We start from the raw sequence: 21,785 nt of genomic DNA, 5'->3' as shown, positions 1-21,785 counted from the left end.
ATGTGGGCCGCGGGTTCAGCCCGCCCTTCCAATCCCTGGTCTCAAGGCTTGGGGTAATTCCAAAATGGATTAAAAAAACATGCCGGCCGAGCGTTTCCCGAGGCTCTCCCTTCCATTTTCGTGCCTGCCTCACGTGCTGGAACATCAAGCCAAGCGTATCCCAGACGCACCAGCGATCCTGGCTCAAGGGCGCACTCCGCTGACCTACGGTCGTCTTTATCAGCATATCGACACAATGGAGCACGCGCTGCGCGCCATGGGGATAGGTCGTCATGACCGAGTCGCCGTTGTGCTGCCGAATGGTCCAGAGCTGGCAGTAGCGATTCTCACCGTGGCGGCGTGCGCGACATGTGCCCCGTTGAACCCAGCTTTCGGGATCGAGGAACTGGAGGGATATTTCGCTGATTTGCAGCCCCGTGCTGTGGTCACTCAGGTTGGTATCGACTCGCCCGCGCGCCGTGTGGCACTCTCGCGCGGCGTCCTTGTCATCGAGATGGCGACCGCATTCCATGCAGAGGCTGGCCTCTTCACGCTCACTGGAGAGCGAGGAACTGCGCCGTCCGACGAGCCGGTCAGCGCGAGCGACACGGCCCTGCTGCTGCCCACGTCAGGCACAACGTCACGGCCCAAGATTGTCTTGCAGAGGCATGTCAACATCTGTACGTCGGCTTACGCGCATGTCACAGCACTCGCGTTGAACGAAGCTGATCGATGCTTGAATGTCCTGCCCTTGTTTCATGGGCATGGTCTCCACGCCACTTTGGTGGCCTCGCTCGCGGCGGGCGGGAGTGTCGTATGTACCCCTGGATTTGATGTCACTCGCTTCCCTGGGTGGCTAACCGCGTTTCAACCGACGTGGTATTCCGGAGTGCCGACCATACACCAAGCAATTCTCGCGCAGGCTCGGCGCGATCGCGAGCAACTGGGAGACAGTCGACTACGCTTCGTCCGCTCCTCGTCAGCTCCTCTTCCGCCCCGCATCTTCGCGGAACTCGAGCAAACGTTCGAGAGCCCGGTGATCGAGTGGTACGGCATGACAGAGGTCACTTCCTCGCCCATCTCCTGCAATCCGCTGCCGCCACACCCGCGCAAGGCTGGTTCGGTTGGGCCGCCAGCGGTTTTGGATGTCGCGATCATGGACGAACGAGGGGCTTTGCTGCCTGTCGGCCAGACCGGCCAGGTCGTCGTTCGGGGCGCAAGCGTCACGGCGGGCTACGATGGCAATCCTAGGGCGACCAAGGCCGCGTTTGCCGGCGATTGGTTCAAGACTGGAGACCTCGGTTACTTCGATGACGACAAGTACCTGTTTCTCGTGGGCCGCATTCGCGAGATGATCAATCGCGGTGGGGAGAAAGTCGCTCCACAGGAAGTCGATGAAGTGCTCCTGGATCATCCGGCGGTGGCGGAGGCCGTAACCTTTGCGGTTCCGCACGTCACGCTGGGTGAGGACGTTGCATCGGCGATAGTGTTGCGGCCCAACGCGGTGGCGACGCCGAGAGACATTCGTCATTTCACAATCGGGCGCATCGCCGACTTCAAGGTCCCGCGCCAGGTCCTCATCGTCAAGGAAATCCCAAAGGGCCCGACCGGCAAAGCGCAACGTATCGGCTTGGCGGCTAAACTGGGTCTCGCGACCAGCACCGCCCCGCCGCGGAGCTTCATCGCCCCACGGACGCCGCTCGAGGAGGTGCTGGCCAAACGCTGGGCAGAGATTCTACAGGTCGCGCAGATCGGAATTCATGATGATTTCTTCGCGTCGGGCGGAGACTCTCTCCTGGCCGTTCAGGTTCTCGTTCACGTTTACGATATTACGCAGGCTGAGCTCGAGGCTTCGCGGTTTTTCGAGGCGCCGACTGTTGCGGAGGTGGCGCACCATATCGAACGGTTGATTCATGCCGGCCAAGCGTGCCGACCTTCCTCAGCCATTGTCCGCAGGCCCATTGAAGATGACGTGGTGCCAGCTTCCTTCGCGCAGGAAAGACTGTGGAAACTGCAGCGGGCTCTGTCCGGCCTACCGTTTTTCAATGTCTTTTATGCGCTTCGACTGACATCGCCTTTCCACGCGGCGGTCCTGGAGCGGAGCATCAACGAGATCGTACGACGCCACGAAATTCTGCGCACAATCTTCGCCGTCGTCGACGGTCGCCACGTGCAGGTCATTGCACCCCAGCTGACCGTGCCCCTGCCATTCGAAGATCTGCACAAGTTGCCAAAATTCAAGAGGGAGATGGCTGGACACCAACTCGTTCTGGAAGAACTGCTCCATTCCTTCGATCTCGCGCATGGTCCCCTCGTTCGGACGCGCCTGGTGCACATGGCCGAACGGGAATACTTCTTGCTCGTCACAATGCACCAGATCATCGTCGACGGCTGGTCGCTCGGCGTGTTCGTCGACGAACTCGCCACACTCTATGAGGCCTTCGCTGCCGGAAAGGCGCCGCAGCTGCCGCCGCTGCCGATTCAGTACGCCGATTTTGCGACCTGGCAGCGGCATTGGCAGTCATATCCCGACGTTGTTGCGCAGCTTGCCTACTGGCGAGAGCAGCTTCACGATCCGCTCCCCGCGATAACGCTCGCCGCTGCTCGTCCGACCCGGAGGGTCAACCGCTTCCGCACGGCGCGCCGGGAGGTGGCGTTGTCCGCCAATCTGTCAGATGCTGCCAAACGTTTCAGCCATGCGGAAGGTGGCACGTTGTTCATGGTGCTCGTCGCTGCCTTGAAGACGCTGTTGCATCGTTACCTAGACCAGGATGACTTGCGCGTGGCTACGAACGTCGCCAATCGCAATCGTCTTGGGACTGAGGGACTCATCGGTCCAGTAGCCAACACGGTGATACTCCGCACCAACCTCGGCGGCGACCCAAGTTGCCGGGAGGTAGTGCGCCGCGTTCGCGCCACAACGGTGGCCGCGTTCGCCCACCAGGATCTACCTTTCGAAGAGCTCGCCGAGACACTGAAGCGCGAGCGCGCCCTCAGGCCGATGGAGCTGTCCCAAATCATGATTCTTTTGCACAATGCTGCATTGCGGCCACTGGCGAGCTCCGGACAGACGCTCGCTTTCGAAGAGGCCGATCCAAGTATGATGTTGCCCCTGGTGACAGCAACAACATTCGATGTTATTTTGACGCTGCGCGAGAGCGCAAACGGTCTCGTGGGATGCTGTGTCTACAAAACCCATCTCATCCGCGCCAAGACGATCGATCGCCTGCTTCAAGATTTCCAAGAGGTGTTGGAGCAAATCGTAACGCAGCCCGAGCGACCAATTTCGACTATTCGCGTCTCGCTGAATAGGAAAGCTTGATCTCATAACCACGTGTCCGCCTGTTCTTAATGGCCAATCTGTTGGTACGAAACTCCAAGGAGGGACGGCCCATGGGAGGATTTGACCCCATCTATGATTGCGAGGAAACTGAAGGACTAAGCGAGAAGGAACGGCGAGTCCTCAGAGAGGCGGTTCTGCGCCAGCTAAATACTTCTGCGCAGATCCGCGAGCTGCTCAGAAAAAAAACGTTGTCTGTATACAAAAAACTGACGTCTAAGAAGCGTAAGGCTCTCCGGCGGCGGAAATAGCCTGCGGGCCAAAGTTGCCGCGGCAAAATCACCTGATCACCGATCGCGTACCTGAACGGTCGGCGGTTTATCTTATTTTCTCGGGAGCTACCTGGCCCGAAGGGAGGATGAACTCAATTGGCCGCGAGCGACTTGCTGCCGTTTTTTCCTCACGGCCGCGCGTGACTTTGATTTCGCGGACTTCGCCCTCCGCTGCGATCCACGCTTCGGCCTGAATGGCTTCTTCGCCTCGTACTCGAGCGGGTACGACATTCCGCCGACTAGAATGCCGTCGGCATAGGCTTCGATTTCGATGATTCGATCCTTCGCTTTGCGGACGTCGGCAGCGGTGAAATTTCGACCGGGCAACAGCCTCATGACCACATCGCGCCCCCCGCCTGGCTCGAGCGCAAATGCGTTGGCGCCCGCATTTCCAAATGCGATCCGCCAGCTGCGCTCATCAAGGAAAGAAGGCAGCGTAGCCTCGACGGTCATGCGCGCCCGCTTATTGAAGGGGTTCTTGACCTGAAAGTTCATGCGGTCGAATTCCCCCAACAGGTGCTTGCCGGTGGCGCCCGCGATCGGATAGACGTTGCGCTGGCCGATGTTGTTGTCGTTCGGCACCAGCCGCCAGTCGGGGATGGAGTCGCCTGCGGTGAAGTTGTCGATATTGCTCGCATCACCATCCGCCGAAGCCACCATGAACATGCATTCGTGGCCGACCTGCGAGGGCACCCAGTCGAACGGGCCGACGATGATTTCGGCGGCTGAATAGGGTGGCACGTTCGCGGCCGCAAGCTGCGCCGTTGTCATCGGCTGCCAGTCATCGGGATAGACGAGCCCCGCCGACGGCCGGCAGTGAAAGGCCCGCACGACCACATTGGTCGCGGTCTGCGAGCCGCGGTTCTTGATCTTCACATAGGCGTAGTTGGTCACGCCGACGACCGGCTCCTCGTGGGCCGTGCCGCTGTCATTATGGCGCCGATTCCATATTGCCTGGCAGCTCCAAAAATTCGACTGGAACCAATATTCGCCGTTTCGACCGTCCTCAATGTAGATATCCACGGGCGGCGGTGCACCCTCGTTGTTGTTGGGCATCGCTGTAGCAGCGGGCTGATAAAGGCCCTGCTTCTCGAACGCCCAACGGATCACCTTGTTGTAGGCGCCGCCGGAGTGGCCTTCGGAGGGCCAGTCCCCGAGGTCAGCCTCCATCAGCGCGCCGGCGAAGGATGCAGCATCCGGAGGGCTTGTGGTGGGCGTCAGCGATTGGATGGCGGCGAGCATGATGTGGCAGGTGAAGCGCGCCGCGAAGCGTTTCGTGGCAAGGTCGGCGGAATCACCCCCGATAGATTGATAGACGCGGAAGATTGTGGTTGAGAGGATCTGTTCGTTTTTGTAGCCGTTTCTATCCTTTACGTCGTCAAATGGATGGAGCGCGATGTCACCGCTCCAGCCAAAGCCGGCTGCGACTGCCCGGTCGTGACGACGTCGTTGGGCGGCGGGAATGCCAACGATCCACGGGAACGTGTCGTAGCGGTCTGGCGCTAGACTGCCCGGATCGCTGAGGATCGCCGCGAAGCTGTCGCCAGCGCTGTGCGAAAACCTGAGACGCGGCGCGCCGATGTGGTTGAAGAGGATGCCGTGACCGAAGAGCTCGTGCATCACCATGCGCCAATCGCAGGCCATGCCTATCGGATTGGCAAGATCGCCGATATCTGCAAGCGAGAAGCTAGCATAGAGGATGCCGGTTCCGCCGGCCGTCCCGGCGCAATGTGCATTGATTTCGTCACCCTGCGGACGGCTTGGACTGAAATGGCCACGATGGTCAACTTGGATCGGAAACGTCGTGCCGGCGAAGTAGCCGGGGATCGAAAAACCAAGGTCTTCAACTAGCCGAAAGGCGCGGTCGCAGTGGTAGTAGGCATTGACGGCCGCGAAGTCGTCGGTTCGCGCAACAAAATCGAAATTCCCTCCCACCGCCTCGGTCGGAGCCAGCACGTTCGGAGTTTCGACGTCCGACAGCGTCACGTTGATTCCGCTCAGAACCTGCCTGCCATTCGTGGGAGCGTCGAGACCGGCGAGCGCGACCGAGCTGCGCAACGGGTTGAGCTTCGTGTTGTCGGTGTTCGCTGTCGGACAACCTGTCGGACAGCCCGCGAGGGTGACTGGGTCAGTCTGGAACACCAGACCGGTGACGCTGTCGACGAATGGACGGAGGAGCAGGACCGAGAGGGTTTCGACCTCGATGAGCGCAACCCAGTGCAGCGGGCAAAACGGCGGAACGTCGAAACGAAAGTAGACAGCAAGGACGACGTAATGCCGACCGTCATGGATCGAGGAATGGACCGGGGGCAGCGGAAGGGTAGGGCCCCCGCCCTCAAACGTAGGCTCGTCCGACGGACCCGCCTCCCGGTCCGTTCGACTGGCCTTGTCGTATCGATGGATCATGAAGCGTTGCCGATCGATGCTGAGCGTCGCGTCGCCAAGCGTTTTCCCGGCGAGACCCAGGCTGTTGACTAAGGTCTCGACGTCGGACGTCTCCAATCTCGCGACGCTGTCTGCAGATGGCCGCTTCACCTCGACCACAGGATGTAGCGTCGATCGCGCGCCGACCACTCGCAACGGGTTGTCCTTCATCGTGATCGATAGGCCTGCTTCCCAGACCGGGAGGCCGAAACAAGTCTGGCAAAGCGCAACGGTGATCAGCTCGAACTGATGCTTCTCGCTCATGAAGCGGTAGTCGACTTCGTTGGCGGTCGGCTCCTGCTCGGTTGGCAGGAAGAGATGTCTCAGCTGATCCCGCTGCAGGCCCAGCAACTCGCCGTAGCGGCTCAGATAGTCACGCGCCGCAAGCTGCGGGGTCGGCGCCTCAGTGGCAACGTAGCGATCAGAGTGGGAAAGCACACGCGCAATGCCGTCCGCGTCGCGCACGATCCTCGTCTGCGACCGCGCATCGAATTCCTCGAACATGGTTTCCTCCTCGATTGGGTTTGTGGGTGGACGCCCCGATCGAATCCCCCCAGTGTTGCCCAACGGTTGGACGCGATCGAAGTCCGACGCTCTGGCCAAATCGCCGTCAATCGAGATCGGGTTCTCAGACGGTGTTAGCGTAGCGTGGGCTAACCGGCACCCATGTGGCTTTTTCTCGCAGTGACAATAGGCATCTAAGCCAAAGGAGTGGTGCAAGGCCGGCGTTACATTGGCCCAATAACCATCTGTGTCAATCGGCTTGCAAATTTGACCCCTCCTATTGCCGCCGGCGCGCAGATAGCGATTGCCGCGCCTTGATATGCTGCCGAGGATCGTCCGGTCTCCCGTCGAGATTTGTTTCGGTACCAGCCCGAGCCAGGCGCCAAAGTCGCGGCCTTTTGAGAACGCGTCGCCGGTGCCGATCGCGGCCACCATCGCGCTCGAGATGATCGGGCCGACGCCGCGGACCGTCATCAGCCGCTCGCAGTGCTGATCCTGATGGGCGAGCGTGTCAATCTCGCTGGAAAGGCCCTCGATCCGCGCGTCCAGGCGCCGCCAGTCTGCTGACAGATCTTCGAGAATGCGCAACATGCGGAGAGAGAGCAAATCGGTTTGCGTCGCCAGGATGCCCGGCAGCTCGGGGCGCAGGAAACGCAACCCTTGCCGCACCGCAACGCCCCGCTCCAGCAGGAAGGCGCGGATCTGATTATGATGCCGGTACGCTGACTGACCAGGCGCTCGCGGACGCGGTGCAGGGCCTGTAGGTCAAGTTGGTCCGCGGTCTTGGTCGCAACGAACTTCATGGTTGGGCGTTGCACCGCCTCGGCAATCGCCTCCGCATCGCGGAAGTCGTTCTTCTGTCCTTTGCTATATGGCCGCACGAATTTGGCTGGCATGAGCCGGGCATTGTGGCCGAGCAGCTGCAGCTTGCGGCTGAGATGATGTGCGCCGACGCAGGCCTCTATCCCGATCAGGCACGGTGGCAGGTTGGCAAGTCGCGCCTCGATCTGGCCGCGCGACCATTTCTGTCGAAGCACGATCGCACCACGCTGATCGTGTCCCACGACGTGGAACGAGTTCTTGCCAATATCGATGCCGATCACGGCGATTGCGCAGTTGTTGGATTGCTGAGACATGGCGTGCTCCTTGTCTTCGCTGCCCCGGGCCAGCTTCTGTCACTGGCGGGGCTGGAGCACGGCCGGACCGTCCCATTGGCAGACTCTGAGGACGACGATACAGCGGATGCCGCCATCGCGATGATCGGCACTGTGGTGCGGATACGGCTTGCAGCTCAACTGACACGGCGTTCGCTTACAAAGCAGACGGAAAGATCGCTCCGAAATTGGTCAGCATCGCTGTCCAGTGCGTCTTGGCCGCAACAGCCAGTGAGAAATGCGAGCCGTCCAGCCTCACGCCTTCGTTGTGGCGAATCCAAAAGATAAATCGATGCAGGATTGGGCCCGGGCTGAAAACGAAGATCTGTGGTTGGAACGATTGGGGGGACCGTGGCCGCGCGGCTGGCGACATTGAAGATTTGGCAAGCAAGCTGTATTGCCGGTGCGCTGACAGCGACTTCGCTTGCCGCGATTGGTCAACTCGCGGTACCGCGCCCTAGTACCGCAACGCCGAATGCAAGAGTGGCTGATGCATTCGGTGGCATCCTGCCGAATGTGACGACGGTCCTGACAAATGCTGGCGCCGCGTTTCCGGCCCAGGCAATCGAAACGAAACTCGATACAGGATTATCGGCTAATGCGATCGTTGCGGCGGGATTCAGAGCCGCGGCGCCGGACTCGGTGCCGCCGTCGGACGTAACCACTTCGCAAGAGCCAATGTTGCAGGTCGCGAGCCTTGAGGCAGCGCCGCCCGAGAACTCGGCAAAGCTACAGCAGGACGATCCGCCCGTTGCTTCGTCCAATCCAGCCGAAGGCAAACCGTCGTATCTCAAATACTACGCCTACTCGGAAATTCCGCCGCCGGAGAAGCCCGCGAAGATCGCCTTGTCGGTGTTGAGCGACGTTCCGGTCGGAACGCCCGTCCAGGAGATCGAACGTGCAGCCGAAGCGTTCGATGTCGATGTCAATTTCATGAAGGCGGTCGCCAAAATCGAATCCGATTTCAATCCCAGGCAACGCACCGGCTCCTATATCGGCCTGTTTCAGCTGAGCAAATTTGAGTTCAGCAAATACGGATCCGGCGACATTCTCAATCCTCGCGACAACGCTATGGGTGCGGCCTACAAGTTTCTCAGCGAGGCCGCGCTATTCGAAACAATGACGCACAAGAAGCCGACCTTTTCCGACCTTTACCTGATCCACCAGCAGGGCTGGGAAGGAGCCGCCCAACACATCAGCCGTCCGCAGCGGATTGCCTGGAAGTCGATGTGCGCAACCCGGGAGGGCTTGGCGAAGGGCGAGCGATGGTGCAAGCGCGCTATCTGGGGGAACACGCTGCCTGCGGTCAAACGCGAATGGAAGTCGGTCGATAGTCTCACCTCGGGTGCGTTCGTGGCGATGTGGCGAGACCGCGTCGACACGCTCTATGCCCGCTATCCTGTGCTAACTGCGGCGGCCGAACGCGCGAGATAGGTACAGCTGTGCCGACTCCTATACGCACACCTCTGGGTCAACATTCGTTTCGTCGAGATGTGTCGGCAATCTAGTTTCAGGCGCCGAGTAAGTTTGCGTTCCGCTTCGAGACTGGGTTGTTGTTCGGCTTCGCTGGCCGGATCGACCCAACACCTCGACCGGTGCCGCTCTGCGCCCCGGACCCTTAGATTATTCACAGGCAATCACGTCCGCATCTGTGCAGGTTTTTGGACGCCGGCAACGAGAGACGCTCCGCACGCTCAACTAGCCGGCGTCCAAAAAGCGCCAAGGCACGAAGTCGCGGGAAGTTGGGCACTGGCCGGGCAGCGAGTGCTATGCGGATTTGACGGCGGCGCCGACCTCGATGGTGGACGCGACGGAGGCAGGATGTGACCTGCGGATAGGGTCGCGGGCGAGATTGGGAGCATGCAATGGGCATCTCGGCGGCTGCTCGGAGTGCATCAACGCAGGATCCGGGCACTGCTGGATGCCATTGGGTTGAGCGAGAGCGCTACCGGCGTGGAGCCGGCATATCGGGCCAGGAAAACTGCAAGGCTTACACGCGGTGTTGGTCATGACGTGTCGATCCTGATCGGTGTTGGTCGCCAGCTCGGCGCGCAGCCGGGTGCGAAGGTCTCGATGACGATCATGCGCGCGCCACAGCGGGGACATGGGCACGGCAGCACCCGCGGTGCATCCGGCGCACCATCCGGCTCTTGTTGGGGATCGGCGGCAGACGGGACGACATTGAGGAGTGCGCGGGCGGTTGCGATGCTCTCGGCACGGTTGGTTGAGGCAAAGAGCCCGTAGTGGCGGATGCGGTGGAAACCCTTGGGCAGCACGTGCAGCGTGCAGCAGGAAGCGCCTGATGAACTCGTGCGGGTGAAGCCGCATGGTCTTCCAACGGTCGGGGCCGCTGACGCGATAGTCCTTGACCCAACCCGGAAGTTGGCCCGGTCCTGCGAATGCAGGAATGTCGTCGGCATAACTTGCCGGTGCCAGTTGGCTGGAGGCACAACGACCAAAATGGGCTGTTGTTAGACAAGAGCAAGTGACGAATTTCAAACCAGTAGGCCTTGATGGGATTCGAGTTAAAGTGGCAAATTCCACGGCCGTAGCTGTCCAACTGACGGTTGTCTCAATGCGAGAACTCCTGTTCTTCGTCGTGTCGAGCTTCTGGGCGGGTGCCGCGCATGCGGCGACGCCGGAATACCGTAAGACGATAGCGGCCGCCTACCTCGTTGGTGCCTCGCAAGCCGATCGACGCGGTGGACGGCCACCTCGCGCGCGGCGACGTGCTGTTGCGCCATGTGATCTCCCTTGCGCCACGGCCAGAAGGACCCCGGCCGCGGCTGACTCGTGGCTGGGACCATTCTAGTCGCATCCATTGCTGGTGATGCTCCCCAGTAAACATCGGCGGCACGCCTTCGTTCGATTTGGCTTTCCGCTCGGATCGGCGGCCTTCCTCGACCGCGCACGTTGTGGTGCTCGCGGGCGGTGGATGGCACCGTTGTCAAGCGCAGTTGATTTCACGAACGTCGAAGCAGCGCGATCTGCGATGGCGGCGTTACGACACCAAACTGCCACATGTTCCTGAGCCCCGACGGCGCCGCCCGCAAGCCGCTTAGGCGAGAAGGATGGCCAAAGGCCAGGCGCATTACTACGGCGCCCGTGGCGGTCATAGTAAGGCTGGTCGTTCCAAGGCGACGATCGACCTTGCTCCTTCGACATTGTTAGAGCTCGCATCCGTTCGCTTTACGGACACCTCATGTCCAGCACCGCGGCATTGGAGCAACAGTCTCACAGCACTTTGCACCCGCGCACGATTGTTAATTTGCGTCGTTTGCGCGATTCAGGCCTGCTCTCTCTACAAGCCAAACAGAATATAGGGGACGGCGAGAATGATCGTGCGGACGGGGGTCACTGTTGCGTTGTTGCTGATTCCCTTAGGATCCGAAGCCTTCGCTTCGCGACACCACAGACCCACGGGGCGCATCTCTTGCAGCGAGGTCAGATACTACGTCGCGAAATATTCGGCGTCAGTGGCGGAGATGTACGCCCGTAATCACGGCGCTACCGACGCACAGATCGAACGAGCACGACGTTGCTTGGCCTCAAACGAGACTGCGGAAACGGAGCGACGAGGCGCTTATACCGATTGAGATGGTAGATCGGCTCCTGGACTTCGAACTGGGCAAATGGCTACGTCCTTCCACGGTGCCCAGGACCTGATACGGACGTTAGCGCGCCATCCTCGTCGGTGCCAGCGATCTTAGCTTTGAGATTCGTCGAGGTCGGTGAAAACGTCGGCTTGGCGGCAGCGGCTAGCAGGCTGGAAATCGTGGACTCCCACACCGCGCCGCTGAACTGCCTCAACCATCGAGCGAAACTCGCGGCAGTTGTGAACGGCACGACTTCGTTGATGCACTCCGGGCATCGCAAGCGTTACGCTCAGGGCGTCGAGATCAATCCACGAGCTGTTGCAACTATCCAGCGATTGCCCCAACGCACGATAGAGTAGATCCGCCCGATGCCGGCGACCACGTCTCCCCGCGCTGCCATTCGAACCCCGTCTGGCCCTTCGAGCACCGCCGTTCCGCCGCGCACGTCGAGCACAGCCCACCCCTCGATAGTCGCCGGCCTTGTCTCGGGGACTGACAGGAGCGGCCCCGCAGACCCAAGCGAGCCCGTCACAGACATGTCCGCGTCAAAAACCGAAGAAGCTGCGTTCGAAGCTTCCGCCGATTGCGCCGCACTCGACGCTTTGGCCAGGGGCTTCGGAGCAAGACTCGGGCTGCCTGTCGAGGGCTGACCTAAAGCAAGTGGGGTCTGCGAGCCTGATGCTGATGCTATCTTTCGGACCTTTTCGACTTTAGCACTTCGCTTTGCCTCCGGCATGCGGCGCGAAGCCGTTTCTACCTGGGGAATTGGGTTGAAAGCCGAGATAGTTGCAGGACCGTACCAAGCCCCAGCCCACCCCAATCCCAAGCCGCCAGCCAAGGCGACTAAAACGAGCCAAAAAATAGGTTTTGAATGATCGCGTTGCCGAAGCAGCGCCAAGACCTCATCTCTATTGGACGTCGAGAAATCCCATCGATCGAGAGTGACGGGCCACGACGCAATCTGACAACCGTCGTGATCCGCGGCTGCTTTGATCCTTTCCAAGGTATTGGCATGATGCAGTTGCATGCTCGGGTCCCTTGTGGTTCCCAATGATCCGGCCTGGAACTAAACCAACTCTTAACAGCCGAGGCCCATCAGCACGAATAAGTTGGGACAGCGCAATGAACGAGCTACCTGCACTGGTTCGGGTATTCGCCTGTCTGTCGCTGCTGACCGTTGGCGGGGCATCGCGGCATTCCCTGAAATGAGGACCTTGACCGTCGGTGTCCACCAGTGGCTGACCTTGCCCCAGTTGGTCCATTTGTACAGCGTGGGGCCGCTGGCGCCCGGTCCCAACATGATGATGATCGTTCCCATCGGGACTGGGTGGGCGGCCCACTGGGCTCGATCCTCGTGCTGATCGCGTTTTTCGGACCGACGGCGCTGCTCACGCTCTTGGTCGGCCGATGGTGGATAAAGCTCGAGAAATGGCCGTGACGGACATCCATTCAACAGTGGCTTGCACCCGTCCCGATCGGGCTCCTCCCGGCGGGAATGCTTCACCATGGCGAAAGGTGCGATCTTCGGTGTTGAAACCGCCGCAATCGCCGTCGCCGTCCTGCTGATCCTGCTACAAACCAAAATCAATCCGGCGCTGCTCGGTGTTGGACGCGCCGTGGTCGGGGTGCTTTCGATTGACTAGGCGTGGACTCATTCATGCGCAGTCACGGCCGTATTGATGCGAGCCGAGTTCCGCCAATACGGCTGCCGAGCTGGCAGCCATGGCGAAGTGACGGACACGACGATTCTCGGGTGAATAGCCAAGTATCCACCGGAGGAGTGAATGGCGTCATGAATTACAAAGCTCAGAGTGTCTACGTGGGGTTAGCGGCGTTTGTGACGCCTGCCGTCGCTCAGGTCGAATTGTCCGCCTAAGGGGCACATCTGGACCTAGCGCGACCGGCGGCAGGAGCATCCCACACGGCCTATTCAAAGCGTTTCCGGTATCCTCAAGGCCGATGTCTATAGCGGCTACAACGAGCTGTATGACGCCGCGCGCACGGGGACCGGTCACTCCTGCTGTCAAGCGACGTCCGGATTTAACCCCGCATATTGCCTCAGATGACAATGTTACTGAAGCGCACCCTGGTGTCTTTCTGGATCGGCTGCCGCGAGTCGGAGCAAGCCGCTCGCGAAGCGCGGCATCAACGGCCAAAGCGCCGAACAGCGTCTAGGGATGCGCAAAGAGCAAAGCGCACCCCTGCTGGCGGGCTGGAAGCGTGGCTGCGCGAGCAGCGTGCTTGGCTATCGAACTCCTCATCGGTTGCCAAGCCAATCGACTACATGCTCCGCCGCCGGGGCTGTTCGCCGGCTCGGAACGCGGCGCTGACCGTGCCGCCATCATGGCGACGCTGATCATGACGGCAAAGCTCAACGACCTCGATCCGCAAGCCTGGCTGGCGGACGTCTTGGCCCGTATCGCCAGCGCCCCGCAAGGTCGGTTCACTGAGCTGCTGCCTTTGGAATGGAAGAACACCCCTGTTCAGTCTGCGGCCTAATCGAGCCACCGCACCGCGCGATCATCACGCGGCCCTCACCGGCTTTCAATTACCCATAACTTTGACCACTCGGGCTGATCCGCCGAACGACGAAATCTTGAATCGAAAGAATCACTTGTGATTCCTTGCTGAGCACCTGATTCGCGAGGGGGTGCTCTATGGGGCTGAGATTAAGGGATGGATCCGCAAAAGGCCGTTTGCGATCCTTGGAAGGTGAATGTTGGATTGATCGAGAGAGTAGTGGATGCGAGTTTAGGGACGCGCGGCTCGGCGGCAGATTCCGCAAACTGCTCACGCAGATTGGAAGCGCCATGGGACAAAGCATTCCGCTCGTCTGCCAGGATTGGGCAAATACCAAGGCAGCCTATCGCTTCTTCTCTAATGAGCGGGTCAGCGAAGCGGACATTCTGGCCGGCCACTTCCAATCAACACGTGATCGTGCCGCCACCGCTGAAGGTCTCGTTCTTGTGCTGCACGACACAACCGAGTTCAGCTATCAACGCGAGAAGTCAGAAGCGATCGGCATCACCAAGAGCATAAACAGTGGACGGGATAAGGCGGGCCGCCTCAGATCGCACACGGTTTGCGGCATCCTGATGCATTCGAGTCTCGCGGTTACAATTGAAGGGGTGCCGCTGGGGTTGGCGGCCGTTAAGTTCTGGACCCGGAAGAAATTCAAGGGGACGGCAGCGCTTAAAAAGAAGATCAATCCGACCCGAATTCCCATCGAGAAAAAGGAAAGCGTCCGGTGGCTGGAAAATCTCAAGCAGTCTACGCAACTCTTGGATCATCCGGGACGATGCATCCATATTGGTGATCGCGAGAGTGACATCTACGAGCTTTTCTGCGCAGCACAGGAGGTCGGTACTCATTTCCTGATCAGGACCTGCGTCGATCGCTTGGCTGGAGACGGGGATCACACGATCGCCGACAAAATGGACGAGGTCGCCGTCAAAGGGCTCCATCGCATCGAAGTCAGAGACAGCAACGGCGATCCCGACCAGGCCGTTCTTGAGATCAGGTATCGCAAGATACGCGTCCTGCCGCCGATCGGAAAGCAGAAGCGCTATCCCGCTCTGACTCTGACGGTGATCCATGCCGAAGAGCGCGGCACGCCGAAAAACAGAAAGAAGATCGATTGGAAGCTGATCACCGACCTGCCTGTTGGTTCCCGCACCGAGGCCATTGAGAAGCTCGAATGGTATGGCCTGAGATGGAAGATCGAGGTGTTCCACAAGATCCTCAAATCGGGCTGCAAAGCTGAGGAGTCGAAGCTCAGGACCGCCCAGCGTTTGACCAACCTGATCTCGCTCTTTTGCATCCTGAGTTGGAGGGTCTTCTGGATGACGATGCTCAACCGTTCCGCCCCAGACGCGCCGCCAACCCTCGCGTTGAGTGCGCCTGAAATCGGCGTGCTCGATCGCCTCGTCAACGACAAAGCAAAAGCAAGACAGAAAACGCTCTCGCACTATCTGATCAAGATCGCCCGGCTCGGCGGTTATCTCGCCCGCGCCAGCGATCCGCCGCCCGGCAATACCGTTATGTGGCGCGGGCTGTCACGCCTCACCGACATCGCGCTGGGCGCCATGGTCGGAGGAGAATTTGTGGGTAATTGAAAGCCTCACCGGATGGTTACGAATGTGCGCCGGCGCGCCGAGGAGCGGGCGCGAAAACATGAAGTGTGCGCGCGACCACAAGAGCCGCTGGTGCCAGAGCGAGCGGCACCCAATGGGTCCGAAAACGCCATCAGATGCCGCCCAGCATAGCGCGCCGGTCTTGAGATGACGGTCTCGACCTCACACTCAAGACAAGAGCGTTCTGATGGCCTGGGGGCCATCATTTCGCTATGCATGCTATTGTCGGCTCATGCCGACAGCGCCCGGTTCGTTGTCAGGCATCAATTCGAGAGTAAATCGATTAAAGCCCGTTGGTTTGGCCTCCCACCTGTCGGCCTTTCCCGAGAGCGCGGCGAGTGTGCCCGAAGCGAACTTGAACACCCCTTTTCCGGAGCTTTCCACCCCGGCCGGCTTGCCATCCTTCATCATAACGGTCCCTGTACCCTGGGTGAGTTGGGTAACCGCCAGCCCTCCGGCCGCCCGGACAATTCCGCCGCCAGTAAAGTACGTCCCTTGAGCGCCATCCCACTCACTAGTCGAAGACCCTGAGTACAGTGCGCCTTTCAGCAGGCCCTCCACACCTAGGCAAGAATATTGGACACTCCGGATCAGGTGCCCATCCTTGTCGCCAATGGCATCCTGACTTACGGCGCCGAGAACGTTGCATTCAAATCGCCCGATCGTTTCGGCCTGCGCAAATCCGGTTGCGCTGATCAAGCAGAGAGCGGAATACATCACCGTAACTACGAACTGCTTTGTCATTGAAATCTCCTCTGAAACGCGCGTGTGCGAGCGCACACGACACATCGAGTGCAGTAGAACCGACCAAAAAGGCAATTGGTCTGAGGCTCAGTGCCCGCCGCTGGCTCTGGCGCTGCCGCTAAATAATCGGGACTTCGGCACGTGCCCTAAGGCAGCTCAAAAGCAGCGACAGAACCTTACACCTCCAGAACGGGTATCGGAAGAAGGCGGCCATATTTTTGGGGCGCGCCATAGCAATTGGTAAGGGTCAGTCACCCTGTTGGTGCACGCCACAGATCAAGCCTTCGCAAAGCGCTCTGCTCTCCGTAGGCTTGACAGCATGGCAGCATTCTTCCGACGAAAATCACACATTAAAAAACTCGAAAGCGAGGCTCGCTGGGTGCGCGCGCCCACTACCTTGAGCAGCCGCCGTGCGGCTGCCGAAGCGGCGCTTGGCGACGCGAAAAAATGCTCGAGCACCACCAGTCGAAGGCCTTGGGGAACGCCATACTCAGGTCATCGAACTGATGGCGGGTCGAGCCGCTGAGCGCATGTTGCTGGACGGGAGCCGGCGGTGCCGGCTGACGATCTCCGCCAGACGCGCGAATTGGCCCTGCTGTTTTGCAAAAGCGAGGGAAGCGATCGAGACGTTCCTTGCCCACTACGAAGGTGCAAAGAAAGCGACAAAAAAGACCGCCCAAAGAGCGGTCTTTTCTAGTGCAAGCCGCCGGGCCAAAATCGATCGGGATCAAACGTCTCCGCCCGGACTGATTACAAGCTAACCATCATTCGATGAGCGACGCCGCACAAATTTAATTGCAATTCTGAAATGAACAGATGGCGTTTGCCCGCGAACGGCTCCAAACAGTTTGGGGTACTCACCGGCGATCCGGTTTGTCTGACACTCTCTGGGATTTTGGATTTATAGTCCCGCTCGATCGCGGGATGCTGCCGGTTCTTGATCTTGATCCAGTGCTTCTGCCGGGCCACCCTGGTACGACTGATCGAGCCGCTTCAAGACAAGCCCCGGAATAGATTGGGCCAATGTGTCGGGCGACAAGGGAAATTGCCCCCCTCACGACACGAGGAATTGACCCCCTCGCGACACGATCAAAACGGGGGTTTTATGCAGCGACTCAGTTCAGGTCCTCTGCGGTTCAAAGATCCGCGGAGGGAGGCCATGCTGGAGCCGGAAGAGGTTTCGGCAATACTCCGGCTCAACGAGCTGGGGTGGGGTAGCAAACGGATTGCCCGGGAGCTCGGGGTCAGCCGCAACACGGTGAAGGAGTACATCGCGGCCGGCGGCTGGACACCCTATCGGCAACCGCGGCGCAAAAAGGCGCTTGAGGGCCAGGAGAGCTGGCTCAAGGAGCGTCTGCGGCAGCACCGCGGCAATGCTGACGTGATCCGCCAGGAGTTGGCAGCTGAGAAAGGCATCGTTGTCTGCCTGCGCACAGTTGAGCGGGCGGTACAGCGCTATCGCCAGGAGCTTGCGGCGGAAGCGCGCGCGACGGTGCGGTTCGAGACGGCGCCTGGCAAGCAACTGCAAATCGATTTTGGCGAACGGCTGGTTGAGATCGGCGGCAACAAGGTTCGCGTCTACCTGTTCGTCGCCACTCCGTGTGCAGGCCGACTGTGCCGTCGAGATCGATGGCAACGCCTACTCGGTGCCCTGGCGGCTAATCGGCGAGATGGTGCGAGTGATGATCGCCGACGGGCTAGTGCGCATCCACCATGGGATCCATGAGGTGGCCGTCCATCCGATTTGTGCCGGTCGTCGCCGCCGCGTCGTCGACCCCGAGCATTTTTCGGGCCTGACTGGATCGAACCGGGCTGGCGCGCTCGCAGGATCGTTCGTTGTGCCGCACTCGCCGGCGCTGCTGCGGCCGCTCGGCGAGTATGAGGCAATCGTCGGGGGGAGCTTCTGATGCGCGCCGCTGTCCCCGATCGCCTGAGCGATATGCTGACCCGCCTGAAGCTGACCGCCGTCCGCGACCAGTTGGATGGGCTATTGGACGAGGCCGGCCGACAAGAGCTGAGCCTGCGCGAGACCCTGGCGCTACTGTGCGAGCGCGAGATCGCCCGCGAGGACGAGCGGCGCATCGAGATGACCCTCAAACTCGCTCGCTTCCCGTTCGTTCGCGATCTCTCCGGCTTCGACTTCTCGGCCCAGCCGTCGCTAGACCCCAAGCAGGTACGTGAGCTTGCTGGCGCGCGCTGGATTGCCAATGGCGAGAACGTGCTGCTGCTTGGGCCGCCTGGCGTTGGCAAGACGCACCTGGCGGTCGCGCTGGGGCGTGAAGCGATCCTGGCTGGGCATTCCGTGCAGTTCGTCGCAGCCACGACGGTCGTTGCGCAACTTGCCAAAGGACACAGCGAAGGCAGGCTTGACGAGCGGCTCGCGCAATTTGCCAAGCCAAAGCTCCTGATCATCGACGAACTCGGCTATCTGCCCTTTGAGCCCAATGCCGCACATCTCTTCTTCCAGCTCGTCAGCCGCCGTTACGAGAGAGGCGCGATCCTGCTCACCAGCAACCGCAGCGTCGGCGAGTGGGGCTCAGTCTTCGGCGACCCTGTGGTCGCCACCGCGATCCTTGATCGCCTGTTACACCACAGTCACGTGATCACAATCCGCGGCGACAGCTACCGCTTGAAGGAAAAGCGTCGTAGCGGGCTTTTGCAGAAGGCCGCCGCGCCAGAAGCTAAATCGGAGAAAAAGCCGTGAAGCAAGCCGCTCGCTCGCTACGGCGCTATGGGGGCGCGCTCCGCGAGCGGCTTGCTCCACATCCGCCAAAACAACAAGGGGGGCACTTCTTCATGTCGTTACGGGGTTAAATCCGGACGTCGCTTGACACAATGGGCAGACAGCAAGGGCGACTGTCGTGGCAGGGACCATTCGCGGTCCGAAGGTCCCTATGATCATTTCAGCCAAAGGCGTAAACTGCTCCCAGCCTGTACCGGAGGGCAGCCTTGAGTACCAAACGAGTAGAACGAAGGCTTGCGGCCATCTTGGCAGCCGACGTTGCCGGATACAGCCGGCTGACGGGCATGGACGAAGAGGGAATACACACCCAACTCCAGGACCATCTGCGCTCTGTCGTCTACTCCAAGATCGCTGAGCACACGGGCGCATTGGCAAGAACACGGGCACGGACTGCTGGCCCGGTTCGGGCAGCGTAGTGGACGCAGCCCGTTGTGCCGTGGAGATTGAGCAAGGCATGGTTTGCGGAACGCAGACGTGCCGCAGAAAAAGCGGATCGAGTTCCGCATCGTGAATACCGGCGGCGAAGGAGTATTCGTGAATTAACATGAGGCTCAGCATCTGCCGCGCGCCGCTGGCAGAGGCACCGACGCGCGGCCGCTCCATGGCCTGCCCTCAATTCACCTGAATAGAGCGCGGCTTGGCTTTCTCGGCGAACGGCAGCATGAGCGACAGCACGCCGTCCTGGAGATCAGCAGCGATCTTGCCTTGGTCGATCTTGTTTGAAAGCCGGAAGCTCCTAGAAAAGTGGCCGACATTGTATTCGGTATAGAGTGGCTGCAGGCCCTGGTACTTGGAGAAGTCAAGCTTCCCGTCAACCTTGAGCACATCGTCCTCGACCCGGATGTCGACACTGTTCTTTTCGACTCCGGGCATTTCGAGGACTACGTTGAGCCCGTCCTTCGTCTCATAAATGTCAGCATTCGGCACGAATATGCGGGCTGGGACAGTGGTCTCTTCCTTCTTGTCCAGCTCGCGCTTTTGCGCGACCTGTAGTTCCCTTTTCGAAGCCATGTTGTGCCTCCTAGAACGCCTTTCTGCAGACTTGGGCGAGTGAGGGATGGTCATTGCGGTTCAGGTGATCTTGATGGTGCGCGGCTTATCGCTTTCCGCACGTGGAAGGAATAGCGCCAAGATGCCATCCCGATACTCGGCCTTGATTCCATCGGGCTCGATTTGCACCGGGAATGAGAGCGTCCGGTCGAACTCGCCAGAGACGCGTTCCTTCCGGTGTAGGCTCACTTCCCCGGGGTACTCGACCGTTTTCCTGCCGAAGATGCGTATCGAATTTTCCTTGGCCTGAATTTGCAGGTCATCCTTCTTAACACCCGCCAGTTCGACGATAGCCAGGATGTCGTCGCCCTGTTGAAAAACGTTGATTGGCGGGAAGGGGCCGCGGCTGGCGGTTAAATCTTGGAGCCAGTCGCTGGCGAGGTTCGCTTCGAGGGAGCGTTGAAGGTTAAGTAGCGTGTCGAACGGATCAGCAAATCCCATGATCATGTTTGAACCCCACGGTAGTTGTTGGCGGGGCGAGGAAGGCATCACGGTCGCCCCTCTGTACTTTGATCTGGGTTGGTCTTTGGCAGTTTCAAGAGCCAGGTGCTAATGCTGCCGAGGCTGCTAGGAGAACATTTGGTATAAATGAGCGGACTATCGCTTTTGCACCGCCGTAAGCCCCCTTGCGGCCTCTCGCCTCAGGCGAATCAACGGGAGGAACACGTATGACTGCAGACTCATTGGCTCAGATCAAAATGGGTGCGGAAGCCCTCACTCTCTGCATCGCAGGAGTTCTGTGCGAACGCGATTCGTCGCTTCTGCCCACATTCCGGCAGCGTGCAGAGCTGCTTCATCACGTCCTTGATGATCGCGGAGACCACGCGCGGCGGCAATGGTTGCCGCGTTCGGAAGAGCGCTGGATGATCCAGCATTCAAGCGGTCATGAGCTCGCGACCACCAGAATCGGTTCGTTCGAGACAGGAAGCTTGGCGTTGAAAATATAGCATTCGACTTCCAGCTGTATTTGCGAATCCACTCGCAAATGGACCTGGGAGAACGAAGGTGCGCGGTGTTCTCTTAGCTGTCCTTCGCGACAACTCATGCCTGGGGATCAGACAATCCGCGGCAGGCAGGTGTCGGCGGGCACTCGACCAAGTCCTCGCGCCTCTTCATTCTGAGCTCTGATATCCCGCTTTCGCGGAAACACAGGCGCCAGGCACGCCGTTGAGGCCGAGCAGATCATCCCGGAAATTTGCAAAGGGTGCTGAATCAAGCAAGGCTGCTCGGTCGAGCGATCGTCGATACGATCGGCTCGCTCAGGACATGACGATCGCTCTTTCCGAATTGCACGTGCAAAGCTTACGAAGAGCTGGCCGCCTTATTAGCGGCCACCTTGCTGACAAGGGATCTGAGCTTGCTATGCAACTTCGAAAACAACTTCGTCAAATCGGCTTTCGCTTGCGCGAAATAACGGCCCGTATCAGCGCCAGGCCCGCCGAACAGTTCGACTGTTTGCCGACGGACTGCGCGGACGACGCGGATGAGTGCCAGGCTCGATTGCCGGAGAAGAGTTGTAATGGGTCTCATATCCATATCCTCCAAGAGCAAGATGGGTACGAGCTCGCCGCCTCTGCGTTGCTGGACCCTTTGCAGGCGTTCGTTCGCAGGTGAAGCGTCCCACAGAACGCAAATGGTGGAAAGTTGTTCCCGGGCAGCCGTAAGGTGAGGACGCGCCCCTCATGCAGCCAGTCCAGCGTCTCCTGCGTTCCGGCCGAAACCGCCGCGGGATCCGCCTGGCGCAGCCGCCTCACAAGCTCGTGCTCCTCGCGGCCCTGAGCTGCTGCTGGGCGGCCGCCGTCGTGGCGCCGATCTCTGCCGCGGAGGCATGGGCGCTCGCTTCCAA

At 60.0% G+C, this 21,785-nt stretch carries 9 protein-coding genes and 4 pseudogenes; 8 read left to right on the top strand and 5 right to left on the bottom strand.

From position 1 onward, the window contains the following. Positions 1-79: 79 nt before the first annotated feature. The gene (locus tag AC5V87_RS29595) at positions 80-3,301 is read left to right on the top strand and encodes a condensation domain-containing protein (RefSeq protein ID WP_495368564.1); all 3,222 of its coding nucleotides are present in this window, start codon (positions 80-82) and stop codon (positions 3,299-3,301) included. A 3,509-nt stretch (positions 3,302-6,810) separates the two neighbouring features. On the opposite strand, the pseudogene AC5V87_RS29590 reads toward AC5V87_RS29595, so the two are convergent. After that, positions 6,811-7,655: pseudogene (locus AC5V87_RS29590) on the bottom strand (IS110 family RNA-guided transposase); the annotation flags it as partial. A gap of 369 nt (positions 7,656-8,024) precedes the next feature. Between AC5V87_RS29590 and AC5V87_RS29585 the strand changes: the two are divergent. Then, positions 8,025-9,107 (top strand): transglycosylase SLT domain-containing protein, encoded by a 1,083-nt coding sequence (locus tag AC5V87_RS29585; protein WP_495368563.1) that lies wholly within the window; start codon positions 8,025-8,027, stop codon positions 9,105-9,107. Between the two features lie 572 nt (positions 9,108-9,679). Here the strand turns inward: AC5V87_RS29585 and AC5V87_RS29580 are convergent. After that, positions 9,680-10,040, bottom strand: a pseudogene (locus AC5V87_RS29580) (transposase); the annotation flags it as partial. Positions 10,041-12,774: 2,734 nt separating this feature from the next. Between AC5V87_RS29580 and AC5V87_RS29575 the strand changes: the two are divergent. From AC5V87_RS29575 to AC5V87_RS29565, 3 genes and pseudogenes are all read left to right on the top strand, one after another. Beyond that, the gene (locus AC5V87_RS29575; protein WP_495368562.1) at positions 12,775-12,912 is read left to right on the top strand and encodes a hypothetical protein; all 138 of its coding nucleotides are present in this window, start codon (positions 12,775-12,777) and stop codon (positions 12,910-12,912) included. Between the two features lie 492 nt (positions 12,913-13,404). Beyond that, a pseudogene (locus AC5V87_RS29570) lies at positions 13,405-13,768 on the top strand (transposase domain-containing protein); the annotation flags it as partial. A 158-nt stretch (positions 13,769-13,926) separates the two neighbouring features. Further along, positions 13,927-15,384: an IS4 family transposase gene (locus tag AC5V87_RS29565; protein WP_495368561.1), complete on the top strand. Its 1,458-nt coding sequence runs from the start codon at positions 13,927-13,929 to the stop codon at positions 15,382-15,384. 237 nt (positions 15,385-15,621) lie between these two features. Here AC5V87_RS29565 and AC5V87_RS29560 read toward each other — a convergent pair whose 3' ends face one another. After that, on the bottom strand, positions 15,622-16,146 hold the full coding sequence (locus tag AC5V87_RS29560) for a hypothetical protein (protein ID WP_495368560.1): 525 nt from the start codon (positions 16,144-16,146) through the stop codon (positions 15,622-15,624). 1,105 nt (positions 16,147-17,251) lie between these two features. Between AC5V87_RS29560 and AC5V87_RS29555 the strand changes: the two are divergent. Continuing rightward, positions 17,252-18,053 (top strand): annotated as a pseudogene (locus AC5V87_RS29555) (Mu transposase domain-containing protein). After that, a complete protein-coding gene (gene istB / locus AC5V87_RS29550; protein WP_456840040.1) occupies positions 18,053-18,850 on the top strand; it encodes an IS21-like element helper ATPase IstB in 798 nt (265 codons plus the stop codon). The pseudogene AC5V87_RS29555 and the gene istB overlap by 1 nt, the downstream one beginning before the upstream one ends. Before the next feature lie 651 nt (positions 18,851-19,501). Here istB and AC5V87_RS29545 read toward each other — a convergent pair. Both AC5V87_RS29545 and AC5V87_RS29540 read right to left on the bottom strand, forming a co-directional pair. After that, complete coding sequence (locus tag AC5V87_RS29545; protein WP_495368559.1) at positions 19,502-19,900, bottom strand: Hsp20/alpha crystallin family protein; 399 nt, start codon at positions 19,898-19,900, stop codon at positions 19,502-19,504. Positions 19,901-19,960: 60 nt separating this feature from the next. Further along, a complete protein-coding gene (locus AC5V87_RS29540; RefSeq protein ID WP_495368558.1) occupies positions 19,961-20,386 on the bottom strand; it encodes an Hsp20/alpha crystallin family protein in 426 nt (141 codons plus the stop codon). Positions 20,387-20,607: 221 nt separating this feature from the next. Between AC5V87_RS29540 and AC5V87_RS29535 the strand changes: the two genes are divergently transcribed. Then, the gene (locus AC5V87_RS29535; protein WP_495368557.1) at positions 20,608-20,886 is read left to right on the top strand and encodes a hypothetical protein; all 279 of its coding nucleotides are present in this window, start codon (positions 20,608-20,610) and stop codon (positions 20,884-20,886) included. Positions 20,887-21,785: the final 899 nt, after the last annotated feature.

The sequence above is a fragment of the Bradyrhizobium sp. SOJA106 genome (assembly GCF_059448745.1).
This window is presented reverse-complemented; position numbering and strand designations above follow the sequence as displayed.

Excerpts from the sequence above, each read along its gene's own strand:
- istB (WP_456840040.1), top strand. The coding sequence starts at position 18,053 with ATGCGCGCCGCTGTCCCCGATCGCCTGAGCGATATGCTGACCCGCCTG.
- AC5V87_RS29595 (WP_495368564.1), top strand. The coding sequence starts at position 80 with ATGCCGGCCGAGCGTTTCCCGAGGCTCTCCCTTCCATTTTCGTGCCTG.
- AC5V87_RS29545 (WP_495368559.1), bottom strand. The coding sequence starts at position 19,900 with ATGGCTTCGAAAAGGGAACTACAGGTCGCGCAAAAGCGCGAGCTGGAC.
- AC5V87_RS29575 (WP_495368562.1), top strand. The coding sequence starts at position 12,775 with ATGGCGAAAGGTGCGATCTTCGGTGTTGAAACCGCCGCAATCGCCGTC.
- AC5V87_RS29540 (WP_495368558.1), bottom strand. The coding sequence starts at position 20,386 with ATGATCATGGGATTTGCTGATCCGTTCGACACGCTACTTAACCTTCAA.
- AC5V87_RS29535 (WP_495368557.1), top strand. The coding sequence starts at position 20,608 with ATGACTGCAGACTCATTGGCTCAGATCAAAATGGGTGCGGAAGCCCTC.
- AC5V87_RS29565 (WP_495368561.1), top strand. The coding sequence starts at position 13,927 with ATGGGGCTGAGATTAAGGGATGGATCCGCAAAAGGCCGTTTGCGATCC.
- AC5V87_RS29560 (WP_495368560.1), bottom strand. The coding sequence starts at position 16,146 with ATGACAAAGCAGTTCGTAGTTACGGTGATGTATTCCGCTCTCTGCTTG.